We start from the raw sequence: 21830 nt of genomic DNA, 5'->3' as shown, positions 1-21830 counted from the left end.
TGGGTGGTATATGATGACGAGCTATGATGGACCAGCTTTTTTTCGACGAAGGCCAAATAGAAAACCTGTCGTTAAAAAAGTTAAAACTGAACAACAAAATCGGCATCAGATTACACCACGTCGACAAGTGGCACGTCCAAAGCCGATCGTTAAGCCAGAAGTGAGTCAAACTTCGAATGAGGTGCCGGCTTTCCTCAAAGAAATTAAGAATTTCAAACCCAGAAAAAAGCCAAAAAATGTTGTCCGAAAACAGCAAATTGCTAAGAATTACTTTGCGAGCCAACAAAGACGGCAACGTCATTTATATAATGAACTAACTCAGCGGCTTCGGCTCTCGCGAGATGAACTCATTGTTTTGGCGGATAAGAAGGCCTCAACGGAGGGGAGTCAAACGGCCTCTCCTTTACATATTTCAGATGATCAGTTAATCCGTCGAGCCACAGGCGCAGAAGAACAATCACGCAAAATTGATGATCATCTCCAGCGAAAAACTGAAATGTCTTCTGCAAAGCCGAGTCAAGACCGGTCAGGTTCAAAACCATCAATCCCGACCCAACCAAATCCGAAGCATCAGACTTCCCAGCGGCGAAATTTTAATGCCCATCACGGGTTGGGGCAGTCTTTGGCAACAATTGTTAATAAAGAACAAGCCAATCCGAGAAAATTGGCGCTTTTTAGTGACGACATTAAGACTCAGAGGAATCCTGCTGAGTCCAGTAAGTCGGAGATCGCAGTCACACCGGTTAAAAAATCGGCTGGTCAACCAGTCGTTTCAGAGCATCATCCGGATAAGCAGGGGATGGAGCAGCAATCGGGGTACAAATTCCCAACCACCTCTTTATTGGCCTTACCAAAGGCTGACCAGGATGATTCGATTGATACATGGATTGAGCATCAGATCGATGTCCTGGACAAAACGTTTAGTGCTTTTAAAGTAGCTGCCGAAGTGGTTGATTGGACAAATGGTCCGACCGTCACCCAGTTCCAAGTCAAGCTTGCCCTTGGCGTGAAAGTGAGTCGCATTACCAACTTGAACGATGACCTAAAGCTGGCCTTGGCGGCTAAGGACATCCGGATTGAGGCCCCAATTCCAGGTAAATCAACAGTTGGGATTGAAATTCCCAATCCACATCCAAGGCCGGTGTTATTATCAGAAATTATCTCAACCGATAAGTTTAAGCATGCACGGTCACCTTTAACCACCGCTTTAGGAGTTGATCTGTCAGGGATGCCAAGATTGACAGATATTCGAAAGATGCCACACGGTTTGATTGCCGGAGCGACTGGATCAGGGAAAAGTGTTTTCATTAATAGTCTGCTCATTTCGCTGTTGTATAAAGCGACTCCAGCGGATTTGAAATTATTATTAATCGATCCAAAGGCGGTTGAACTTGCACCCTATGACGGGATTCCTCATCTACTTTCACCGGTCATTTCAGATCCTCAAAGTGCGGCTGCTGCCTTAAAGTGGGTTACGAAGGAAATGGACGAGCGCTATGAAAAATTGTCTGCCGGCGGCGTTCGTAATATTGAACAATTTAACGCAAAAGCAGAAAAAGCAGGGGAGTATGGGCTCAAAATGCCATACATTCTTGTCATCATTGATGAGCTGGCCGATTTGATGATGGTTGCATCAAGCGAAGTGGAAGATGCCATTGTTCGAATTACTCAGAAAGCCCGGGCTGCGGGTATTCATTTGATTGTTGCAACTCAACGGCCAAGTGTCGACATTGTAACTGGAACCATTAAAAATAATATTCCCAGTCGAATTGCTTTCATGGTTTCCAGTCAAGTTGATTCCCGAACGATTTTGGATTCGGCTGGTGCTGAACGTTTGCTTGGCCGTGGTGATATGCTTTATCTTGGTAGTGGGGCTAACACGCCAATCAGACTTCAGGGCGCCTTTGTGACGAATCAAGAGTTAAATGGTGTCATTGATGCAGTTCGGCAGCAAGGTGAACCAAAATATTTATTCACGCCGGAATCATTGAAACAAACCGTGTCTAACAAGAACGCTCACGACCGATTGATGCCCCAGGTCATGAAATATATTGCCCAAGAAGACACAATTTCTACATCAAAGCTTCAACGTGTATTTTCAATCGGTTATAATAGAGCTGCAAACATTATTGACGATTTGCAAACTCGCCATTTAGTTTCAGAACAGCAAGGCGCAAAACCCAGAACGGTTTATTACAAGCCCTCTGGAAACCAAGCCAGCGACGAATCACCTGACGATAATTAAAAATTTAAGATTGATGGGTAGGTTGGAATATGAATTCAAACACTGTATATCATTTTGTTGGTATTAAAGGGACTGGAATGAGTGCCATGGCCTTAATTTTGCATGACCGTGGTGACAAGGTCCAGGGCTCAGATATTGAGCAATACACGTTTACACAACGTGGCTTGGAACAGGCAGGCATCAAAATTTTGCCTTTTGATGAAAAGAACATCCACGAGGGGTTGACGGTGATTGCCGGAAACTCGTTTACCGATGACCATCCAGAAATCAAAAAGGCGCGTGAAATGGGTCTAACTGTTTATCGTTATCATGAATTTCTGGGTAAAATGATTCAGGGTAAAACCAGTATTGGTGTGTCTGGTGCCCATGGTAAAACCAGTACGACTGGGCTGCTTGCTCACGTTCTTTCTGGAATTGCTCCAACTGATTACTTAATTGGTGACGGTTCTGGTAAAGGGGTTCCTGATGCGCGTTTCTTTGTTTATGAAGCTGATGAGTATCGTCGTCATTTCTTAGCGACTCAACCGGATTACGCCATTATGACCAATATTGATTTTGATCACCCAGATTATTACAAGAGCATTGATGATGTCCAAGATGCATTTCAAACGTTTGCCAACCAGACAAAGAAAGGAATCTTTGCTTGGGGAGACGATAAACGGCTTCGTCAATTAAAGGCCAGTGTCCCAATTTATTACTACGGCTTGAATGAGACAGATGATTTTCAAGCAGTTGACGTTAAACGGACGACCAGTGGCTCAAGTTTCCATGTTTTGTATAAAGGCAAGGATTTGGGTGACTTCTCGGTCCCATTATTTGGCGAACACAATATCTTCAATTCTTTGGCCGTTATTGCAGTGGCCTACTTTGAAGAAGTCGATCTTGGTGAAATCAAAAAAGAATTGATGACCTTCCAAGGTGTTAAACGGCGATTCTCAGAACGTAAGATTTCTGGAATGACGATCATCGATGACTATGCCCATCATCCAACTGAAATTAAAGCGACAATTGATGCTGCCCGTCAGGAATACCCAAGCAAGAAAATTGCCGTTGTATTTCAGCCTCACACGTTTAGTCGAACAATTGCCTTAATGGATGATTTTGCAAAGAGCTTGAACCTTGCTGATGAAGTATTTTTGACTTCCATTTACAGTTCTCCGCGTGAAAGCCACGGAAAAGTTTCCAGCGAGGATCTTTCCAAGAAAATTACTAAGGGCGGTCGAATTTTATCAGTTGATAACATGTCCCCGTTGCTTGATTACGATAACGATGTCGTTATCTTCATGGGTGCCGGTGACATCCAAAAGTACGAAAAATCTTACGAAGACTTACTGAGTCATTTAAGCAAGAAAATTAATTAAGGAATTCTTATAAAGCCGATATTCAAGTATTTTTACTTGATTATCGGCTTTTGTTTGGTAGAATGATGTAACGAAGAAAATAGTTATCAATTACAAAAGGAGCGGATTTTATGGATAATTACCCAAATGAACGACCGGACGAACGAAAGATGGTCAATAATGCCGCCGGCTTAAATGCGTTTTTAACTAAAATGTATGGTTGGATGAGCTTGGCTGTCCTGGTTTCAGCCGCAACGGCCTTCTTAATCAGTGCCGGTCTTGGCCAGTCGGGCGCATCCATTAACCCTCACAGCGGCACAATCTGGATTGCGTTAATTGCCTGGTTTGTTTTACCATTTATTATTTCATTTCAGGCACTTAAGCGGCCAACCCTTGCGTTCGCAGTACTCATGTTATATGCGATCTTGAGTGGGTTTGTCTTTTCAACAATTGCCTATGCTTATACTGGCGCATCGATTGCATCGGCATTTGTGTCTGCATCGGCGATCTTCATTTCCATGACCGTTTATGGCCTAGTGACCCGCCGAAATCTTGATAAATGGGGTGCTCAGGCAACTGCGGCGTTAATTGCTTTGATTATCGCAATGGTGATTAATATTTTTCTGCGAAGTACCATTATCGCTTTCGTATTCTCCATTGTCGCTGTCGTGATTTTCACAATTTTAACTGCTTATGATACTCAAAAAATGAAGCAAATGTACAACCGATATTCTGGTAGTGGTGAGATTTCAATGACTGGGCTGGCTGTATTTGGAGCCTTACAGTTATACCTGGACTTTGTTAACTTATTCTTACAATTACTTTCAATCTTTGGCAACAGTAATAATCGTTAAATTAAATGAAAATTGCGGGTATAAGGGCCTGGACAAAACATCTGTTTTGATCCAGCCCTTTTGCTGTTAACAAAAGCTTTCGGAAAAATTCTCTTAGAAACGGTGAAGCCCCAGCTTTCGCGTGGTAGAATTAGATTAAGCGTTTTAAATTAGAGGAGAACGACATGACAAAAAAATTACTGTTAATTGATGGCAACAGTATTGCCTTCAAAGCATTTTATGCACTATATCAATCCCTCGACCGGTTTACCAATTCATCTGGCTTACATACCAGTGCCATCTACGGTTTTAACAGAATGCTCGATAAAGTTCTGAAGGAAGAAAAGCCCACCGATGTGCTAGTTGCTTTCGATGCTGGTAAGGTCACTTTTCGAACCAAAATGTATTCAGATTATAAGGGAGGCCGGGCCAAAACGCCGACCGAATTATCTGAACAATTTCCATTTTTAAAGGAGTTGGTAGCGGCTCGGGGCATTAAATCCTATGAGCTGCCTGACTACGAAGCCGATGATATTATTGGGACCCTTGCCAAACATGCAGAAACAGCTGGTGATTATCAAGTTGTGATTGTGACTGGTGATCGTGACTTGACCCAACTAACTTCAGATAAAACAACCGTTCAGGTATCCAAAAAAGGGGTGACTGAGCTGGAAACCTACACACCCGATCATGTGGAGAAAAAATTGGGAGTTAAGCCCAGCCAAATCATTGAAATTAAGGGACTTAAAGGAGACAATTCCGATAATTATCCTGGCGTCGAAAAGGTTGGTGATAAGACTGCACTGAAGCTCGTGCAACAGTTTGGGACGATTGATAATCTTTATGATCACATTGATGAGGTTTCTGGTAAAAAGCTCAAGGAACATCTTGTTCATGATGAAGATCAGGCTAGGCGTGCCAAAGTTCTTGCGACAATTAATCGGGATGCACCGGTGACAATCTCCCTTGCAGACCTAGATTATACCGGTGATGATTTAGATAAGCTGACTGATTTTTATGAACGGATGAACTTTAAATCCTTTCTGTCAAAATTGGGGGTTAATGACCAATCGAGTCAAGAGCAATTAGCCACAATCAAATGCGAAGTTCTCACAAATAAGAACTTAGATGAATTGAAACAGTTTAAAGACGAAGTTTCATTCCAATTGGAAATGAGTGATGAAAACTATCATACTGCGGATCTCTTAGGATTTGCGATTGGGCAGGGCAAAAAGTGGTTCGTTACTCATGATGTTACTTTACTTAAAACGCCAACTGTCAAAGATATATTGACCAGTTCAACAATCAAGAAGAACGTGTTTGATGCTAAGCGGACATTTGTGGGCTTGTTTCGGCAATCGATTGAACTCCGGAACGTGGACTTTGATATGTTGCTCGTTTCCTATTTGCTTAATACAACTAATAACAGTAATGATGTCGGGACCGTTGCAAAGTTGCACGGCTTTAGCAATATTAAGACTGATGAGGAAGTTTACGGTAAGGGTGCTAAACGATCAATTGACCCAGAATCTCAAGCATTTTTAGATCACCTGGTGCATAAAGCCAAGGCAATTGATGCGCTTCATGATGCCATGTTTGCCGATTTGGATAAGCATAATCAAACCACCCTTTATCGGGACATCGAAATCAAAATTGCGTTTGTGCTTGCCAAAATGGAAATCAGTGGCATTAAAGTCCAAGCAAGTACTTTAGAAGAAATGGGCAGTAAATTTACTGAACGATTGAGTGAAATTAAGCAAACTATTTATCAACAAGCCGGTGAAGAATTTAATATTGGCTCACCGAAGCAATTGGGAACAATCTTGTTTGAAAAGTTACGATTACCAATTTTGAAGAAGACTAAAACTGGTTATTCGACTTCAGTTGACGTACTTGAAAAGTTGGCTCCTGATGCGCCAATTGTTCAAAACGTATTGAATTACCGCCAAATTTCTAAATTATTATCAACCTATGTGGATGGACTACTCAAAGTCATTCACAAGGATGATTCAAAAGTCCACACCAGATATTTACAAACACTGACTCAGACTGGACGGTTATCGTCTGTAGACCCCAACTTACAAAACATCCCAGTTCGAACCGAAGAAGGCCGTTTAATTCGTCAAGCCTTTATTCCTTCTCATCCGGGTTGGCAGATCTTTTCATCTGATTACTCTCAAATTGAATTACGCGTGTTGGCCTCGATTACTAACGACAAGAACATGCAAGAAGCCTTCAGAGAGGGCGAAGATATTCATGCCACAACGGCCAGAAGAATCTTTGGTTTAAAGTCCAACGATGAAGTGACCCCTGAATTACGTAGGCAGGCCAAGGCCGTCAACTTTGGGATCGTTTACGGTATCAGTGACTTTGGCTTGTCAAAGAACACGGGTATCACTCGAAAACAAGCCCATCAGTTTATTCAACGCTATTTTGAAGAATATCCCGGTGTTAAGAAATATATGGAAGATATTGTCGAATTCGCCAGAAATCACCGATACGTTGAAACAATTGCGCATCGCAGACGGTATTTGCCAGATATTAACTCCAAGAGTTTTAATTTGAGATCATTTGCTGAGCGGACTGCCATGAATACACCAATTCAAGGGAGTGCAGCAGATATTATTAAAATTGCCATGATCAACATGGACGAAGCGCTAAAAGATATGCAAACGACAGTGCTGCTTCAAGTGCATGATGAATTGATTTTCGAAGTTCCAGTAGATGAGCTTGAAACTGTTAAAACGTTAATTCCAAAGGTGATGGATTCTGCCATTCAATTGAACGTTCCCCTGAAGGTCGAAAGTCATTGGGGTAAGACGTGGTATGATGCTAAGTAACAATTAAACACACTGACTATTTTGAAATGATGGGGGATTGGGATGCCTGAATTACCAGAAGTAGAAACCGTTCGCCGCGGATTGACTGAGCTTGTTGCCGGCAGTCAGATTCGCAGTGTGGACGTTCTGTATGCAAAAATGGTTAATTTACCAAAAGTAGCTTTCGAAAAAGCGTTAAAAAATAAAACAATTGAGAAAATTGACCGCCGTGGGAAGTATTTACTCATCCGGTTAAGTGACGACCTCACAATTGTGTCGCATTTGCGAATGGAAGGTAAATACGATGTTGAACCAGAAGGCGCCCCGATTGGTAAACATACCCACGTGATTTTTCATTTAACGGATGGCCGCCAACTTCGATATAATGATACCCGGAAGTTTGGCCGGATGAATCTGGTAAACACTGGTGAGGAGTTATCAGTGGCAGGGCTTAAAACGATCGGTCCAGAACCGACGGAACAAGATTTAACGATTGATTATATGCAAACCATCTTTGGCAAAAGTAAAAAGATGGTGAAACCATTTCTTCTCGATCAAAGCAAAATTGCCGGTTTGGGAAACATCTATGCTGATGAAGTATTGTGGTTGAGTAAAATTCATCCAGAACAGCCGGTCAATTCCATTTCGTTAGCTGGAATCAAACGGCTGCGAAAAAATATTATTGTTGAAATTCAAAAAGCAATTGCCGGCCATGGTACGACGGTTCATTCGTATTCAACTGCGTATGGTGAAGCCGGAAATTTTCAGAATCAATTAAATGTGTATGGTAGAGAAGGCGAACCGTGTTTACGCTGCGGGACACCAATTGTGAAAATTAAGCTGGCACAACGGGGCACCCATTTTTGCCCGAAATGCCAAGTGATTCATGGAGTAGATAATGACTAAGTTAATTGGGCTGACCGGCGGGATTGCGACTGGTAAGTCGGCCGTCAGCAGTTATTTAAAAGAGAATCAGGTACCGATCATCGATGCTGACTTAATTACTCACCAGGTGGAGAAAAAGGGTCAAGGTGGTTTCAATGCGATTGTTGACCAGTTTGGCAAGAGAATTTTGACTAAAGATGGCCAACTAGACCGCAAAAAACTTGGAAGATTAGTGTTCAATCATTCAGCCGAGCTTAAAAAACTGGTCCGAACAATTGATCCGTTTATCCGCTTAGAAATTACGAAACAATTTGAGCAGCGTACAGGGGCAGGGGCTGATTTGGTTATTCTGGATGCCCCGACGTTGTTTGAAAATGGTTATGCACACATCGTAGACGAAGTAGTTGTCGTGTACTGTGACCCCGTCACTCAGCTTCACCGCCTGATGGTAAGAAATCAATTGAATATTAGTCAGGCGAGCCAGCGAATTAAGAATCAATGGCCGTTGCAGACAAAATGTGATTTGGCTGATACAATTATTTATAATTCCGGTACAATTGCTCAGACCCGGTTACAGGTTGATGAGTGGTTGGCCGCTGAAACGAATTAAACGAGGTGAAATCCATGCAATGTCCTCATTGTGGTTACAATGGTTCCAAAGTTGTTGATAGTCGACCGACCGATGATGGCCGCGTCATCCGGCGAAGAAGAGAATGTGAACACTGCGGTTTTCGATTCACGACATTTGAACGAGTCGAAGTGACCCCTTTGCTGGTTGTTAAAAAGAATGGGAACCGTGAAGAGTTCAACCGTGAAAAATTGATGAAAGGCATTGTCAGGTCGGCTGAAAAGCGACCGGTTTCAATGAATTCCATCACTGAATTAGTTGACCGGGTGGAGAACAAACTTCGGTCATTGGGTGAAAATGAAGTCTCCAGTCAACAAATCGGCGAGTATGTCATGGCAGAATTAGTCAACTTGGACGAAATTGCTTATATCAGGTTTGCCAGTGTCTATCGCCAGTTTAAGGATATGTCGGTGTTCTACAAAGAACTTAAAGAAATTATGGAAAAGGATAAGAAAAAAGATTCCAAAAACGATCCGGAGGGGAAATAAATGGCAGATGCATTCAACAAATTAACCCCGGATTCCAAGTTTGTTGTGGTTAACGCGACTGTTAATGGTATGCTTGATCACAATGTACTTAATAACTTGTATTTACCAATCATTGGAGATGGCGCGCTTCAACTGTACGAGCTACTTTGGAATTTTAGTGTGAGTGACCATAATCAACTCGTTTTGCATAAACATTATGAGTTACAAAGTATGCTCAATATTGGGACTGACAAGATTGTTGCGCAACGAAAGCTCTTGGAAGCCGTTAATTTGTTAGGAACGTTTACCTCACGGAAATCACCAGATTCTCTCGTGTATGCCATGCAGGTTCCTTTATCTGCCAAAGAATTTTTGAAGACTGATATTTTGGCGGTCATGTTATTGGGAAAGGTTGGGGATGAGACCTACAAGCAAATTGTTTCAAGGTTGATTGCTCCCTTACCCGATTTGGGTGATTTGAAGAATATTTCTGCTTCTCTCCTGGACACGTTTGATGTCCCAACGACCTTAATCAAGAACATTCCTGGGACGGTTAATGAAACCAAACAAGTGTTAAACGATGATCATTTAGGCGCCAGCAATGATCAACTAAGGCCTCAAAGTGATGATTTTGACTTCAATTTGATCCTTGAAATGCTTAATAATTCCTATGTTGACCAGCCAAGTGTCAAGAAAAGTCACGATCTGATTTTATCCGAGCATTTGTTATATGGCATTGATGAGGTTGAAATGGTGAAACTCATTCAAAAAGCGACAAACTTAAGCACAAATGAGTTGGATCAACGCCGATTGAAAATGCTCATTTCTCAACAATTTGAGATGCGTCAACCGGCCAACAAGGTTAAAGCTGAGCCAGGCAGTCAAGAATCCGAGAAGTCGGCCCAAAACTTTGATGCGGCCACTGAGCAACTTATCAAAATTACGCAATCAAATGCACCCATGACTTTTCTGCAGCAAATCAAGGATCAGAAACATGGAATTGTCACCCCAGGAGAGGAACGAATCTTACGGGATCTCGTCAATAAACGGGTTTTTCCAAATGAAGTCCTTAATCTGCTGGTTTATCAGATTTTGGTGGTTGAAAAACATTCCACTCTCAACCAAAATCTCATTTCGACAATTGCGGATGATTGGTCTCAAAAACACGTTTCTAGTGCGCAAGATGCCATTAACGCGCTTAGAAATCGCGGCAAAGAACGAGCAGAGAAGACGACTCGGCGTTATTCCAAAAAGCGCATTAACGTGAAGGAAACGTTACCTGATTGGGCAAAACAGCCCCAGAAGAGTCAACCGAAGCAGTCAAAACAGGGCTTGAGTCCGGAACAGAAGAAACAATTGGAACAGCAACTCAATCAATTAAAAAAGCAAAAGTAGGTGAAAATCAATGGAACGGGTCAGCGATTACGTGAAAAAGCTCATGCAGGACCGTAAGATCAATGGGGGCACTTTTAGTGAAACTTTCAATAAGATTATGAATGACATTCAGCATGATCCTGAAATCGCTAAGTTTATTAACGAACATCAAAATGAATTAGCAGATAATGCCGTGGAACGATCAGCATCCAAACTGTACGAGTATGCGAATGTAAAACGTCAGATTTCCGAGGACAAGCAGTCGTTTGCCCCAGGGTATTTGCCACAACTGGTTATCAATGATCACTTGATTGATATTTCGTATGCAGCCTCACCACAGACCCTTGCTAGGCAGCAGTCACAATCGTTGGCTCGTCGGATTACGACAATTTCAATGCCGAAGGATATTAAGCAGGCTAAGATTGATGGCTTCGATAAAGATCCCTCAAGAGTTGAGGCTTTAACTAAGGGGATTGCTTTCATCAACGCTGTTAAGTCGGATCCTAAGCATTTTCATCCCGGATTATATATTTATGGTCCCTTTGGGGTTGGCAAAACCTATCTAACCGGTGCGCTTGCAAATGAACTTGCTGACCGCAACATTCAAACCACCATGGTCCATTTTCCAAGTTTTGCCGTTGAAATGAAAGCTGCAATTGCGACAAATAATGTTGCCGATAAAATTGATACCATCAAGAAGTCCCCCGTTCTGATGATTGATGATATTGGTGCAGATTCAATGTCGTCATGGGTTCGAGATGAAGTGCTTGGGGTTATTTTAGAGTATCGAATGCAGCAACAACTCGCAACTTTTTTTACCTCGAATTTCTCGATGGAGCAGCTTGAACAAGAGCATCTACGAATCAACCAACGGGGAGACGATGAGCCACTAAAAGCCAAGCGCTTGATGCAACGAATTAAGTTCTTATCCCGGGAAGTTGAAATGACTGGTGAAAATCGTCGACCTGGTTAATTTTCAAATTGAATTGACTTTTTAAAAGAGCAATTCTATACTTATAAGCAATGAATCAAGGAGACATGACAGTTACTTCTCATCACAGGGAGAATGGTTCTAGCCTGGAAGACCATTTGTTTAGAAAATAACTGTTACCACTTCTTGGACTGGATTGCGGATAATGCTATCCCGGATGGTACCGTTAGCAACCACTTGAGAGCTTTATGGGCAGCTATGGTTTATTTGCCTATGAATCCAATACGGGTGGAACCGCGCTAATTGCGTCCCTAATATACTTAAGTGTATATTAGGGATTTTTTTGTGGTTCCAAAAAATAAAAAGGGAGTAAGAGATATGTCACAACTTTCATTTAAATTTCCAGATGGCAGTGTTAAACAGTTTGACGATGGCGTAACGGCCCAAGATATCGCCAAATCAATTGCTGTTAGTTTAGGTAAAAAAGCCGTAGCCGGTAAGGTGGACGGTCAATTTGTTAATAATGACGAACCACTACATAAGGGTGGTAAAATCGAAATCGTCACTTCAGATAGTGACGACGGCCTCAGTGTTTTGCGGGCAACTGCTGCTCAAATTTTAAAGATGGCCATTGCCAATGATTTTGATAACATTAACTTTGGTGAAAGTGCAGCTGATGAGGATGGCTTCTTTGTTGATACTGATAAGCCTGATACTCAAATCAGCGTGGATCAACTAGAGGACCTCAGCAAATCTATGCATAAGATTATTAAAGAAGATTTGCCAATCAAAGTTGTCTTCTTGAGTGCTGACGAAGCTAAAAAGGTTGCCGGCAACGATCCTTACCAAAGTGAATTGGTTAAAGAAAACGCCGTTGATGGTCAAGTTAAATTCTTTGAAATTGGCGACTTTAAGTCAATTGCTGAAGGCGCTGTGTTACCATCAACCGGTAAAGTCAAAATTTTCAAATTACTCTCCGTTGCTGGTGCATATTGGCAGGGTAAGTCATCTAATCCGATGCTCCAACGGATTTATGCAACTGCCTTTAACAAACAAAAAGACCTTGATGCCGATTTGGAAAAGCGTCAAGAAGCCCATGATCGTGATCACCGAGTTATTGGAAATCAACTTGATTTGTTCTTCGTTGATCCTAAAGTTGGTGCTGGCTTGCCATATTGGATGCCAAACGGCGCCACAATCCGCAGAACCATCGAACGATACATTGTTGATAAGGAAGTTGCTAACGGGTACGAACACGTATACACGCCAGTACTTGCCAACTTGGACCTTTACAAACAATCTGGACACTGGGCCCACTATCGTGAAGACATGTTCCCACCAATGGATATGGGCGATGGTGAAATGCTTGAATTACGGCCAATGAACTGCCCAAGCCACATTCAAATTTATAACCATCATATTCGTTCATACCGTGAATTACCATTACGAATTGCTGAACTTGGTATGATGCACAGATATGAAAAGTCTGGTGCTCTATCAGGTCTACAACGGGTTCGTGAAATGACCTTGAACGATGGTCACACGTTCGTTGCTTTGGATCAAATTCAAGAAGAATTTAAGAATATTTTGAACTTGATGGTCGACGTTTATCATGACTTTGACATCAATGATTATACTTTCCGATTGAGTTATCGTGATCCCCAAAATACTGAAAAGTACTTTGATGATGACGAGATGTGGGAAAAAGCTCAAAGTATGTTGAAGGGTGCCATGGATGAAATGGGCCTTAATTATACGGAAGCAGAAGGTGAAGCTGCCTTCTATGGTCCTAAGTTGGATGTTCAAACAAAGACGGCGCTTGGTAATGAAGAAACTTTGTCAACGATTCAGTTGGACTTCATGCTGCCTGATCGTTTCGATCTTCATTATGTTGGTGAAGATGGCAAACAACATCGTCCAGTTATGATCCATCGTGGCTTGGTTTCAACGATGGAACGATTCGTTGCCTACCTGACTGAAATTTATAAGGGTGCTTTCCCAACTTGGTTGGCACCTCATCAGGTTAAGATTATTCCTGTTAGCCAAGATAAGCATGGGGATTATGCCAAGAAGATTAACGAGCAGCTCCGCAAGCTGAAGATTCGGTCATCAGTTGATAGCCGAGGTGAGAAGATGGGCTACTTAATTCGGGATGCTCAAACCCATAAGATTCCATATACCTTGGTTGTTGGTGATGAAGAAGTTAATGGCAATTCAGTTTCTGTTCGTCGTTATGGTGAAAAGAACACAGAATCTGAATCCCTTGATAGTTTCGTTGATGAGATTCAAAAAGATATCAATTCATATTCTCGTGAAGACAACAAATAAGGCCGTTCATAACGGGCTTGTTGTTGACAGGGATTTGGATGCATGATAACATGTAATAGTTGTTCAAATGAAAGCAGAGGCTACCCGCTTCTCGCCTGAGTAAACTTCAAATTTGCTGGGCATGATATCGAGTAAGAACTGGGTTATCCAAGTTCTTTAATTGAGAGCGGGCGCAATTCTGTGCCTGCTCTCTTTCTGCTTTTTCACAAAATTCGGAGGTGAAGTACCATAGCAAAAGATATGATGGTTAATGATGGAATCCGCGCACGTGAGGTCCGTTTGATTGGTGCTAATGGTGATCAATTGGGGGTTAAGTCTAAGAACGAAGCTCTTCAGTTAGCTGAGGATGCTGATTTAGATTTAGTTCTCGTTGCACCTAAGGCTAAGCCACCAGTTGCAAAGATTCTTGATTATGGGAAGTATCGTTTCCAAGAACAGAAGAAGGAACGAGAATCTCGTAAGAAACAAAAAGTCATCAGTGTCAAAGAAGTCCGTTTGAGCCCAACAATTGATGTGAACGATTTTAACACTAAGTTGAAGAATGCTAAGAAGTTTTTGGCAAAGGGCGAAAAAGTAAGAGTTTCAATTCGATTTAAAGGTCGTGCAATCACCCATAAGGATATTGGTCGAAAAGTCCTTGACCGAATGGCTTCAGAAACGTCTGACGTTGCCACTGTGACCCAGCGGCCAAAGATGGATGGCCGAAGCATGTTCTTGATGCTCTCACCAAAAGACGCAGACAAAAACTAATTTAGTTCGTTAAATACTTGAGGAGGATTTTTACCAATGCCTAAACAAAAAACAAACCGTGCTGCAGCAAAACGTTTCAAGAGAACTGCTAACGGTGGATTTAAGAGTGCTAATGCTTACACAAGTCACCGTTTTCACGGTAAGACAAAGAAACAACGTCGCCAACTTCGTGGTACCAGTATGATGGACAAGACTAATATCAAGACTTATAAGAAGTTATTGCCACATCTATAAAATCTACTATTCATTCAATCATTTCGTTTTTAAAATATAGGAGGAATTCAAAATGCCACGAGTAAAAGGTGGAACAGTCACACATGCACGTCGTAAGCGTGTTTTAAAATTAGCTAAAGGATATCGCGGAGGTAAATCCCGTTTATTCAAGACTGCTAAAGATCAAGTAATGAAGTCACAGGTATATGCATTCCGTGACCGTCGTGCCAACAAAGGTAACTTCCGTAAATTATGGATTGCCCGCATTAACGCTGCTGCTCGTCTTAACGATTTAAGCTACAGCCAATTTATGCACGGCTTGAAACTTGCTAACATCGATATGAACCGTAAGATGCTTGCAGACCTTGCCGTTAGTGACACAGATGCTTTTAAGGCGCTCACTGACGCTGCCAAAGAAGCTCTTAAGTAATTTGATGATTGATGAAACGTGGCTGGGCAAAAATTATTTTTGTTCCAGCCACGTTTTAAATAAATAACTATTTATTAAGGAGCGACATATGTTGTCTCGATTTAAACCAGCGTGGATGATTGAAAATATTTACAGTATTTCTCCTGAGTTCTTGTTGGATAATAATATCAACTGTGTTCTAACCGATTTAGATAATACTTTGGTTCCATGGAATTCAAAAGCGGGTTCTGACGAACTACGCAATTGGTTGGCAAGTATCAAAAAGTATGGTATTAAAGTGATTGTTGTTTCAAATAACAGCCATCGCCGGATTCAAGAAGCGGTAAAAGATTATGAATTACCCTTTGTGCCCCGGGCGATGAAGCCGCTATCGATTGGTATTCGTCATGCGATTAAGGCTTTTCATCTAAAGAAGAAAAATACGGTGATGATTGGTGATCAGTTGATGACTGATGTCGTTTCAGCTAACAATTGTGGGGTTCGCAGTATTCTCGTGAAGCCGTTAGTTCGAACGGATGCATGGAATACGACGATTAATCGTGGCTTCGAGAAGATTGTTTGGAACATGTTAATTAAGAAATATCCGGATTTACATTGGAAATAGGAGGAATTTATGGCAGAAAATGAAGTTGTTGTGGATGGCGAAGTAGTTCGTTGTATCGGATGTGGTGCTAAAGTGCAAACGACTGACAAAACAGCACTGGGGTACACTCCGGAATCGGCGTTGAAAAAAGGTCTTGAAAATGGTGAAGTGTACTGCCAACGCTGTTTTAGGCTGCGACATTATAATGAAATTGCTCCGGTTAGTCTATCCGACGATGACTTTTTGAAGCTATTAACAAGTATTTCTGATACTGACTCACTAATTGTCTACGTGGTCGATATTTTTGACGTGAATGGGAGCATGATTCCGGGGCTTCATCGTTTTGTTGGTAATAATCCAATCTTATTAGCGGGAAACAAATTGGATGTTCTTCCAGCTCGATTGAAGAAAACCAAGGTTAAGGATTGGTTGCGTCAACAAGCGAATGCTGCTGGTATCCGACCAGTTGACGTTGAGCTAATTTCAGCTAAAACCAATCTTGATGTTGACCGATTACTGGATCAAATTGAAAAATATCGAAACGGCAAAGATGTATACGTGGTTGGCGTCACCAATGTGGGTAAGTCAACTTTGATTAATTCAATTGTGCGCCAATCCACCGGGATCAAGGAGTTGATTACAACTTCTCGGTTCCCTGGTACCACCTTAGATCGGATTGATATCCCTTTGAAAGATGGCAAGCTTTTGGTTGACACTCCGGGAATTATTCAGCCTGAACAGATGGCTCATCATCTGGTTGGCAAGGAATTGAATTTAGTAACGCCTCAAAAGCGGATCAAACCAAAAGAATATCAATTAAATCCCGCCCAAACGCTTTTCTTTGGCGGCGTTGCTCGGTTTGATTATAATTCAGGTGATGGTAAAGCAGGTTTTACAGTTTACGCCGAAAATAACCTGTATATTCATCGGACTAAACTGGAGAATGCTGATGAGTTCTATCCAAAACACGTTGGTAATCTGCTAACACCGCCATCCGAAGAAAATAAAGCTGATTTTCCACCACTGGAAGCTCATGAGTTCAAGACGACTCAAAAAAGTGATTTGGTCATTGAAGGTCTGGGCTGGGTAACAGTTCCTGAAGGTGTTTCAGTGTCTGGCTGGGCACCAAAAGGGGTTTCAGTTTTGTTAAGACCGGCAATGATTTAAAAAAACTAGAGGTATATATGAAATTAACTGGAAAACAAAAACGATTTTTACGTGCGAGTGCGAATCGAATGAGACCGATTTTTGAGATCGGTAAAAATGGATTATCACCTATTTGGTTGGCTGAAATTGATAAGGCTTTGGACAGCCGAGAACTAATTAAAGTCAACGTGTTGCAAAACGCCGCTGAGTCTCTGACCGAAATCAAAGACTATGTTGAATCTAATAGCGATATTACGGTTGTTCAAACAATCGGTAAAACACTTGTCCTATTCAAGCAATCAAAGAATCAAGATCATCAAGATTTATCAAAAAAAGTATTCTCAATGTAGGGGTATTTTAAAATGTCTAATGTTGTTCGCACTGTAGAAGCACTGCCGAAAACTGAAACGATCGTTCAAAATAAGCGCAAGCGGATCGGCATCCTTGGCGGAACGTTTAATCCAATTCATAATGGTCACCTGATTGTTGCTCAACAAGTCCTGGACCAACTTGGATTGGATAAGATTTTATTCATGCCTGATGCAAATCCACCTCACATTGACCGTAAGTTAGCGATTGATGCACAGGATCGCGTGGCAATGATCAATTTGGCTATCTGGAATAATCCTAATTTTTCGATAGAAATGGCCGAAGTGAATCGCGGTGGGATCAGTTATACGTATGATACAATGGCAGAATTGACCAGAAAGCATCCCGAAAATGATTATTATTTCATTATTGGCGGTGACATGGTTAATTATTTGCCTAAATGGCACCGAATCGATGATTTGGTCAAGCTGGTATCGTTCGTTGGCGTCAAGCGGGATGGGTACACCCCATCCTCGAAGTATCCAATTATCTGGGTTGACGTGCCTTATATTGACATTTCTTCTTCTTATATCCGGTCAAAGATTCGCCAACACCAGTCGATTCGCTATCTTGTACCAACGTGTGTTGCGAAATATATAAGGGAGCATCAATTATATGGAGAATAGTCAGTTAACGTATCGGGGTACCCCATTCAGCAGGACAGAACTCGTTGAAAAATTGCGGAATGCCTTAACGGACAGTCGCTTTCACCATGTGTTGCGAGTTGAACAAACCGCAATGGACTTGGCGGATATTAATGGGGTAGACTTACAGCGCGCAAGTATTGCTGGTTTGGTCCATGATTACGCGAAACAGCGGCCCGATGAAGACTTCATTCAAGCGATTAAAACGTACCATTTAGATCCTGAATTATTAAACTACGGGAACGCAATTTGGCATGGGGTTGTCGGTTGGATCTTTGTTAAAAATGAACTTCAGATCAATGATATTGAAATCTTAAATGCAGTCCGTTACCATACGGTTGGGCATGAATATATGACGCCACTTGAACAAATTGTTTATATGGCCGACTATATTGAACCTGCCAGAGATTTTCCGGGCGTCGATGAGGCCAGAAAAGTAACTTTCAATGACTTAAAACAGGGCGTGGCATACCAAACCAAACAGACGTTAAGTTATTTGGTCGAGAATAACAAACCGGTATTTCCACAGACTATCATAACCTATAATAGTTGGGTCCCAGATTCTGGATTGAAATAAGGAGTAAATATGGATAGTAAAGAAATTTCTCAAATAGTTGTTCGAGCCGCCGATAGCAAACGGGCTCACGACATTGTTGTTTTAGACATGCAGAAAGTCAGTTTAATGGCTGATTATTTTGTGATCGCCGATGCCAATTCTGATCGTCAAGTTAAGGCGATTGCCGATGAAGTGATTGATCAGGTTGAAGCAGAGGACGTTAATGTTTATAGTGTTTCTGGCAAGAATAGTGGTCGCTGGATTTTAATCGATTTAGGTGATGTGGTTGTTCACATTTTCCAAAAAGAAGTCCGTGATTTTTATAATCTTGAAAAATTATGGTCTGAGGCACCATTGGTCAATATCGATTCATGGGTTGAGGTATGATCTATACAGAATTTGCGCAATTCTACGATGATTTGTTCGATGAATCATTATATGATCGATGGTTAACTTACACGACCGATCGAATTACTAATCCAAAAAGGCCTAATAATGACATTAAGATTCTGGATTTAGCATGTGGAACAGGGCGGTTGGCAGTTAAGCTTGCCAAAAGTGGCTATCAAGTGGATGGAGCTGATTTATCTCCTGACATGTTGACACTGGCCGATCAACGAACTCAACAAACTAATAGTAATGTGATGTTTATCCAGGCTGACATGCGGGACCTATCAGATTTAGATAATTATGATGTGATCACGTGTTTTGACGACTCCCTAAACTATCTCATTAGCCAAGAAGATTTCCAGAAAACGCTTAATTCTGTGAGTCAACATTTGAATCCAGGTGGAAAATTCTTATTTGATGTGATCACCCCTTATCAAGTGACCGATGTCTATCCAGGCTATATGTATAACTATCGCACTGAAGATTCAGCTTTCATGTGGACGAGTTATGAGGGAGATTTTGCCCCTGCGGCTGTAGAACATGATTTGAGTTTTTTCAGTTATAACGCTGAAAAAGATGCTTATGATGCATATAGTGAACTTCATCGGGAGCGGGCATACGATTATGATGAATTGATGAATATGCTGATGGTTGGTGGTTTCAGGGACCTCAAATTTACAACGGATTTCGGTGATAAGCCCTTTGCTAAGCAAGTGAAGCGGTGGTTTGTTGAGTCTACAAAGGGGTAATGGTTGATGCTTCATGCAGTTGGGATCGTTTCTGAATATAATCCGTTCCACAACGGGCATTTATATCACCTGCAGCAGGCCAAAGTCCAAACAGGTGCCAATGTGTCAATTGCGATCATGAGTGGCAACTGGCTGCAAAGGGGCGAACCAGCTATTTTTGATAAATGGCAACGCACCAAATTGGCTCTCGATAATGGGATTGATATTGTTGTTGAGTTGCCTTTTTTTTCGGCTGTCCAACCATCCCATATATTCGCATCTGGGGCGGTTGCTTTGGCAGCAGACCTGCAGTGCGATTGGTTGTCGTTTGGCGCGGAAAACCCCAGTATTGATTATCAGGAGCTGATCGACAATCAACCTCGGCATGATAAGAGTTTTAAACAATTTGATCGTCCGTATCCTTCCATTTTTCAAGATTATTTGTTCAAAAAAACTGGGATTCGGTTAAATCAGCCCAATGATATGCTTGCATTTGGCTATGCGAATGCTAATTTTAATTTGGGAGCCCCATTGAAGCTGGTCCCGGTTAAACGCATTGGGAGCGGCCACAATGATCGTCAAATTGATTCCTCAAGCTCAACTTCGAGCGGATCGGCAATTCGGACGGCTTTACTGGCTGGAAATTCAACAGCTGTTGCCCGGTTTGTTCCAACTAAAACGCAGGAACTGATTCAGGTTCAACAGCTGATGACTTGGGATCAATTCTGGCCCATGTTGCGATTTGAATTGGTCGAAACACCAATTAATGAGCTACACAACATTTATCAGATGACCGAGGGAATCGAGTATCGCCTTAAGCGTTGTGCGATCAAAGCAACTTCTTTTCGTGACTTTTTACGATTAGTCAAAACAAAGCGGTATACGTATACGCGAATCCAACGATTGTGTACCTATGTCTTGGTTCACGCTTACCCTCAAGATATGCTGGTTAAACCAAGTTATATCCGTCTGTTGGGGTTTAGCCGCAACGGTCGGATTTATCTTAATCAAGTCAAAAAGCAGTTGTCATTACCGCTTATCACCAAAATTAATGAGGATGTTGTTCAAGATTACATTGAAATGGATTTCAAGTCAGGGATGTTATTTCAAATGATCAATCAGGTCTCCCAAGATTTTTATAAGCATCCAATTATTCGCTAAAAGAGGGCTGAACCTATCAAGCAAAACACCTTGACAAGCCTATTTGTTGCCGGTATAATGAGTTTTGTTGCATTGGAGGAATTATATTGAAATGGTACTTTAAGGATCTCCAAAAGTACTCTGATACTGATCCTTTCACGTTTAATGAGCGTATTGATATCAAGGATGATTTGTTGCAACGATATTCCGAACAAGTTATCGATGCAACCCCGTTCGATATTGATGGTCAGGCATTTGCTGATCGGGGAGATGTAATTATTGACACTCATATCGTGGGTAAGCTTGTTGTACCGTCCTCAAGGTCACTTGAGCCGGTAGACTTACCTTTAGACTTTACCATCGAGGAGTTTTATGTGCCTTCTAAGGCTGCTGAAGCCCGATATGGTAAAGATGATGTGGTGTTTGTCCTCGATGAAGATGCCGAAGTTGATATGGAATCTGCAGTAAGCGATAATGTTATTCTGCATATTCCAATGCACATTTTGTCTCCTGACGAGATTGCTGGCAAACAGATGCCCAGTGGCAAAGATTGGGACGTCATGTCAGTAGATGATTATAAGAATCAGAAGGCAGAGTTGAACACAGTTGATCCACGTCTGGCAAAATTGAAAGATCTTTTTAAAGATCAAGATTCAAAATAACCGGGCCTAAAAATTTCACTAGTGGATATTTTATTTTTGCAAGGAGGGAAAGAATATGGCAACACCAGCACGTAGAACTTCAAAAGCAAGAAAACGCTTGCGTCGCGGTCACATTAAGTTGACGACTCCTAATTTGAGCCTCGACCCTAAGACCGGTGAATACACCATGCCACACCATGTTTCACCATCAGGCTTTTACAAAGGCCGTAAAGTAATTAAAGATAACAAGTAGTTTGACAAAACGGTTTAGAACGCCATGGATTCTAAGCTGTTTTTTTATACCCAAAATTTGGGCTCTTCGTCAACTGTTGTTGGTGAAACTAAATTCGAGTTCTAATCACTTTGTGATTAGGGCTCTTTTTGTTTTGA

The 21830-nt window shown here is 41.7% G+C and carries 23 protein-coding genes and 1 other annotated feature; all 23 genes read left to right on the top strand.

Annotation, left to right across the window (positions count from 1 at the left end; all coding sequences use genetic code 11):
• The first annotated feature begins 13 nt into the window (after positions 1–13).
• The 23 genes from QUF07_RS02690 to rpmF all read left to right on the top strand — a co-directional run bounded on the left by QUF07_RS02690 (position 14) and on the right by rpmF (position 21693).
• Positions 14–2245 (top strand): DNA translocase FtsK, encoded by a 2232-nt coding sequence (locus tag QUF07_RS02690; RefSeq protein ID WP_289426743.1) that lies wholly within the window; start codon positions 14–16, stop codon positions 2243–2245.
• A gap of 29 nt (positions 2246–2274) precedes the next feature.
• A complete protein-coding gene (murC, locus tag QUF07_RS02685) occupies positions 2275–3606 on the top strand; it encodes a UDP-N-acetylmuramate--L-alanine ligase (RefSeq protein ID WP_217163292.1) in 1332 nt (443 codons plus the stop codon).
• A 110-nt stretch (positions 3607–3716) separates the two neighbouring features.
• The gene (locus tag QUF07_RS02680; RefSeq protein ID WP_217341645.1) at positions 3717–4439 is read left to right on the top strand and encodes a Bax inhibitor-1/YccA family protein; all 723 of its coding nucleotides are present in this window, start codon (positions 3717–3719) and stop codon (positions 4437–4439) included.
• Between the two features lie 164 nt (positions 4440–4603).
• Positions 4604–7258 (top strand): DNA polymerase I, encoded by a 2655-nt coding sequence (gene polA / locus QUF07_RS02675; protein ID WP_217341646.1) that lies wholly within the window; start codon positions 4604–4606, stop codon positions 7256–7258.
• Positions 7259–7300: 42 nt separating this feature from the next.
• Entirely contained in the window at positions 7301–8143 is an 843-nt protein-coding gene (gene mutM / locus QUF07_RS02670) for a DNA-formamidopyrimidine glycosylase (protein ID WP_217163300.1), read from the top strand.
• Positions 8136–8732, top strand: coding sequence for a dephospho-CoA kinase (gene coaE / locus QUF07_RS02665; protein WP_217341647.1), 597 nt, complete (start codon positions 8136–8138; stop codon positions 8730–8732). The genes mutM and coaE overlap by 8 nt, the downstream gene beginning before the upstream one ends.
• A 14-nt stretch (positions 8733–8746) precedes the next feature.
• Positions 8747–9238: a transcriptional regulator NrdR gene (gene nrdR, locus QUF07_RS02660; protein ID WP_056982630.1), complete on the top strand. Its 492-nt coding sequence runs from the start codon at positions 8747–8749 to the stop codon at positions 9236–9238.
• Positions 9239–10612 carry a replication initiation and membrane attachment family protein gene (locus tag QUF07_RS02655; RefSeq protein WP_217163303.1) on the top strand — a complete coding sequence of 458 codons (1374 nt, stop codon included), beginning with the start codon at positions 9239–9241 and terminating at the stop codon, positions 10610–10612. It begins immediately after the preceding gene.
• A gap of 10 nt (positions 10613–10622) precedes the next feature.
• Positions 10623–11564, top strand: a complete 942-nt coding sequence (gene dnaI, locus QUF07_RS02650; protein WP_217163305.1) for a primosomal protein DnaI — start codon at positions 10623–10625, stop codon at positions 11562–11564.
• Positions 11565–11900: 336 nt separating this feature from the next.
• On the top strand, positions 11901–13850 hold the full coding sequence (thrS, locus tag QUF07_RS02645) for a threonine--tRNA ligase (protein ID WP_217163307.1): 1950 nt from the start codon (positions 11901–11903) through the stop codon (positions 13848–13850).
• A gap of 65 nt (positions 13851–13915) precedes the next feature.
• Positions 13916–14052 (top strand) — a sequence feature (ribosomal protein L20 leader region).
• Positions 14053–14090: 38 nt separating this feature from the next.
• Entirely contained in the window at positions 14091–14600 is a 510-nt protein-coding gene (gene infC / locus QUF07_RS02640) for a translation initiation factor IF-3 (RefSeq protein ID WP_054746689.1), read from the top strand.
• 36 nt (positions 14601–14636) lie between these two features.
• Positions 14637–14834 carry a 50S ribosomal protein L35 gene (rpmI, locus tag QUF07_RS02635; RefSeq protein WP_008856901.1) on the top strand — a complete coding sequence of 66 codons (198 nt, stop codon included), beginning with the start codon at positions 14637–14639 and terminating at the stop codon, positions 14832–14834.
• Positions 14835–14886: 52 nt separating this feature from the next.
• Positions 14887–15243: a 50S ribosomal protein L20 gene (gene rplT / locus QUF07_RS02630; RefSeq protein WP_008856900.1), complete on the top strand. Its 357-nt coding sequence runs from the start codon at positions 14887–14889 to the stop codon at positions 15241–15243.
• An 88-nt stretch (positions 15244–15331) separates the two neighbouring features.
• Positions 15332–15847: a YqeG family HAD IIIA-type phosphatase gene (locus QUF07_RS02625; protein ID WP_217163309.1), complete on the top strand. Its 516-nt coding sequence runs from the start codon at positions 15332–15334 to the stop codon at positions 15845–15847.
• 9 nt (positions 15848–15856) lie between these two features.
• Complete coding sequence (gene yqeH, locus QUF07_RS02620) at positions 15857–16993, top strand: ribosome biogenesis GTPase YqeH (RefSeq protein WP_217341649.1); 1137 nt, start codon at positions 15857–15859, stop codon at positions 16991–16993.
• 17 nt (positions 16994–17010) lie between these two features.
• Complete coding sequence (gene yhbY, locus QUF07_RS02615) at positions 17011–17322, top strand: ribosome assembly RNA-binding protein YhbY (protein WP_217163320.1); 312 nt, start codon at positions 17011–17013, stop codon at positions 17320–17322.
• A 12-nt stretch (positions 17323–17334) separates the two neighbouring features.
• Complete coding sequence (locus QUF07_RS02610) at positions 17335–17967, top strand: nicotinate-nucleotide adenylyltransferase (RefSeq protein WP_217163323.1); 633 nt, start codon at positions 17335–17337, stop codon at positions 17965–17967.
• Entirely contained in the window at positions 17957–18562 is a 606-nt protein-coding gene (gene yqeK / locus QUF07_RS02605; protein WP_217163325.1) for a bis(5'-nucleosyl)-tetraphosphatase (symmetrical) YqeK, read from the top strand. Before QUF07_RS02610 ends, yqeK begins: the two co-directional genes overlap by 11 nt.
• Positions 18563–18571: 9 nt before the next feature.
• Positions 18572–18928, top strand: coding sequence for a ribosome silencing factor (rsfS, locus tag QUF07_RS02600; RefSeq protein WP_217163327.1), 357 nt, complete (start codon positions 18572–18574; stop codon positions 18926–18928).
• A complete protein-coding gene (locus tag QUF07_RS02595; protein ID WP_289426742.1) occupies positions 18925–19680 on the top strand; it encodes a class I SAM-dependent DNA methyltransferase in 756 nt (251 codons plus the stop codon). The genes rsfS and QUF07_RS02595 overlap by 4 nt, the downstream gene beginning before the upstream one ends.
• Positions 19681–19686: 6 nt before the next feature.
• The gene (locus QUF07_RS02590; protein ID WP_289426741.1) at positions 19687–20820 is read left to right on the top strand and encodes a nucleotidyltransferase; all 1134 of its coding nucleotides are present in this window, start codon (positions 19687–19689) and stop codon (positions 20818–20820) included.
• Between the two features lie 86 nt (positions 20821–20906).
• The gene (locus tag QUF07_RS02585) at positions 20907–21461 is read left to right on the top strand and encodes a DUF177 domain-containing protein (protein WP_054746682.1); all 555 of its coding nucleotides are present in this window, start codon (positions 20907–20909) and stop codon (positions 21459–21461) included.
• Positions 21462–21516: 55 nt separating this feature from the next.
• Entirely contained in the window at positions 21517–21693 is a 177-nt protein-coding gene (gene rpmF / locus QUF07_RS02580) for a 50S ribosomal protein L32 (RefSeq protein ID WP_289426740.1), read from the top strand.
• Positions 21694–21830 lie beyond the last annotated feature (137 nt).

It is taken from the genome of Lentilactobacillus sp. TOM.63, assembly GCF_030361045.1.
GTDB lineage: Bacteria > Bacillota > Bacilli > Lactobacillales > Lactobacillaceae > Lentilactobacillus > Lentilactobacillus dabitei.
The sequence above is the reverse complement of the archived record's forward strand: the minus strand, read 5'-3'. Positions and strand labels throughout refer to the sequence as shown.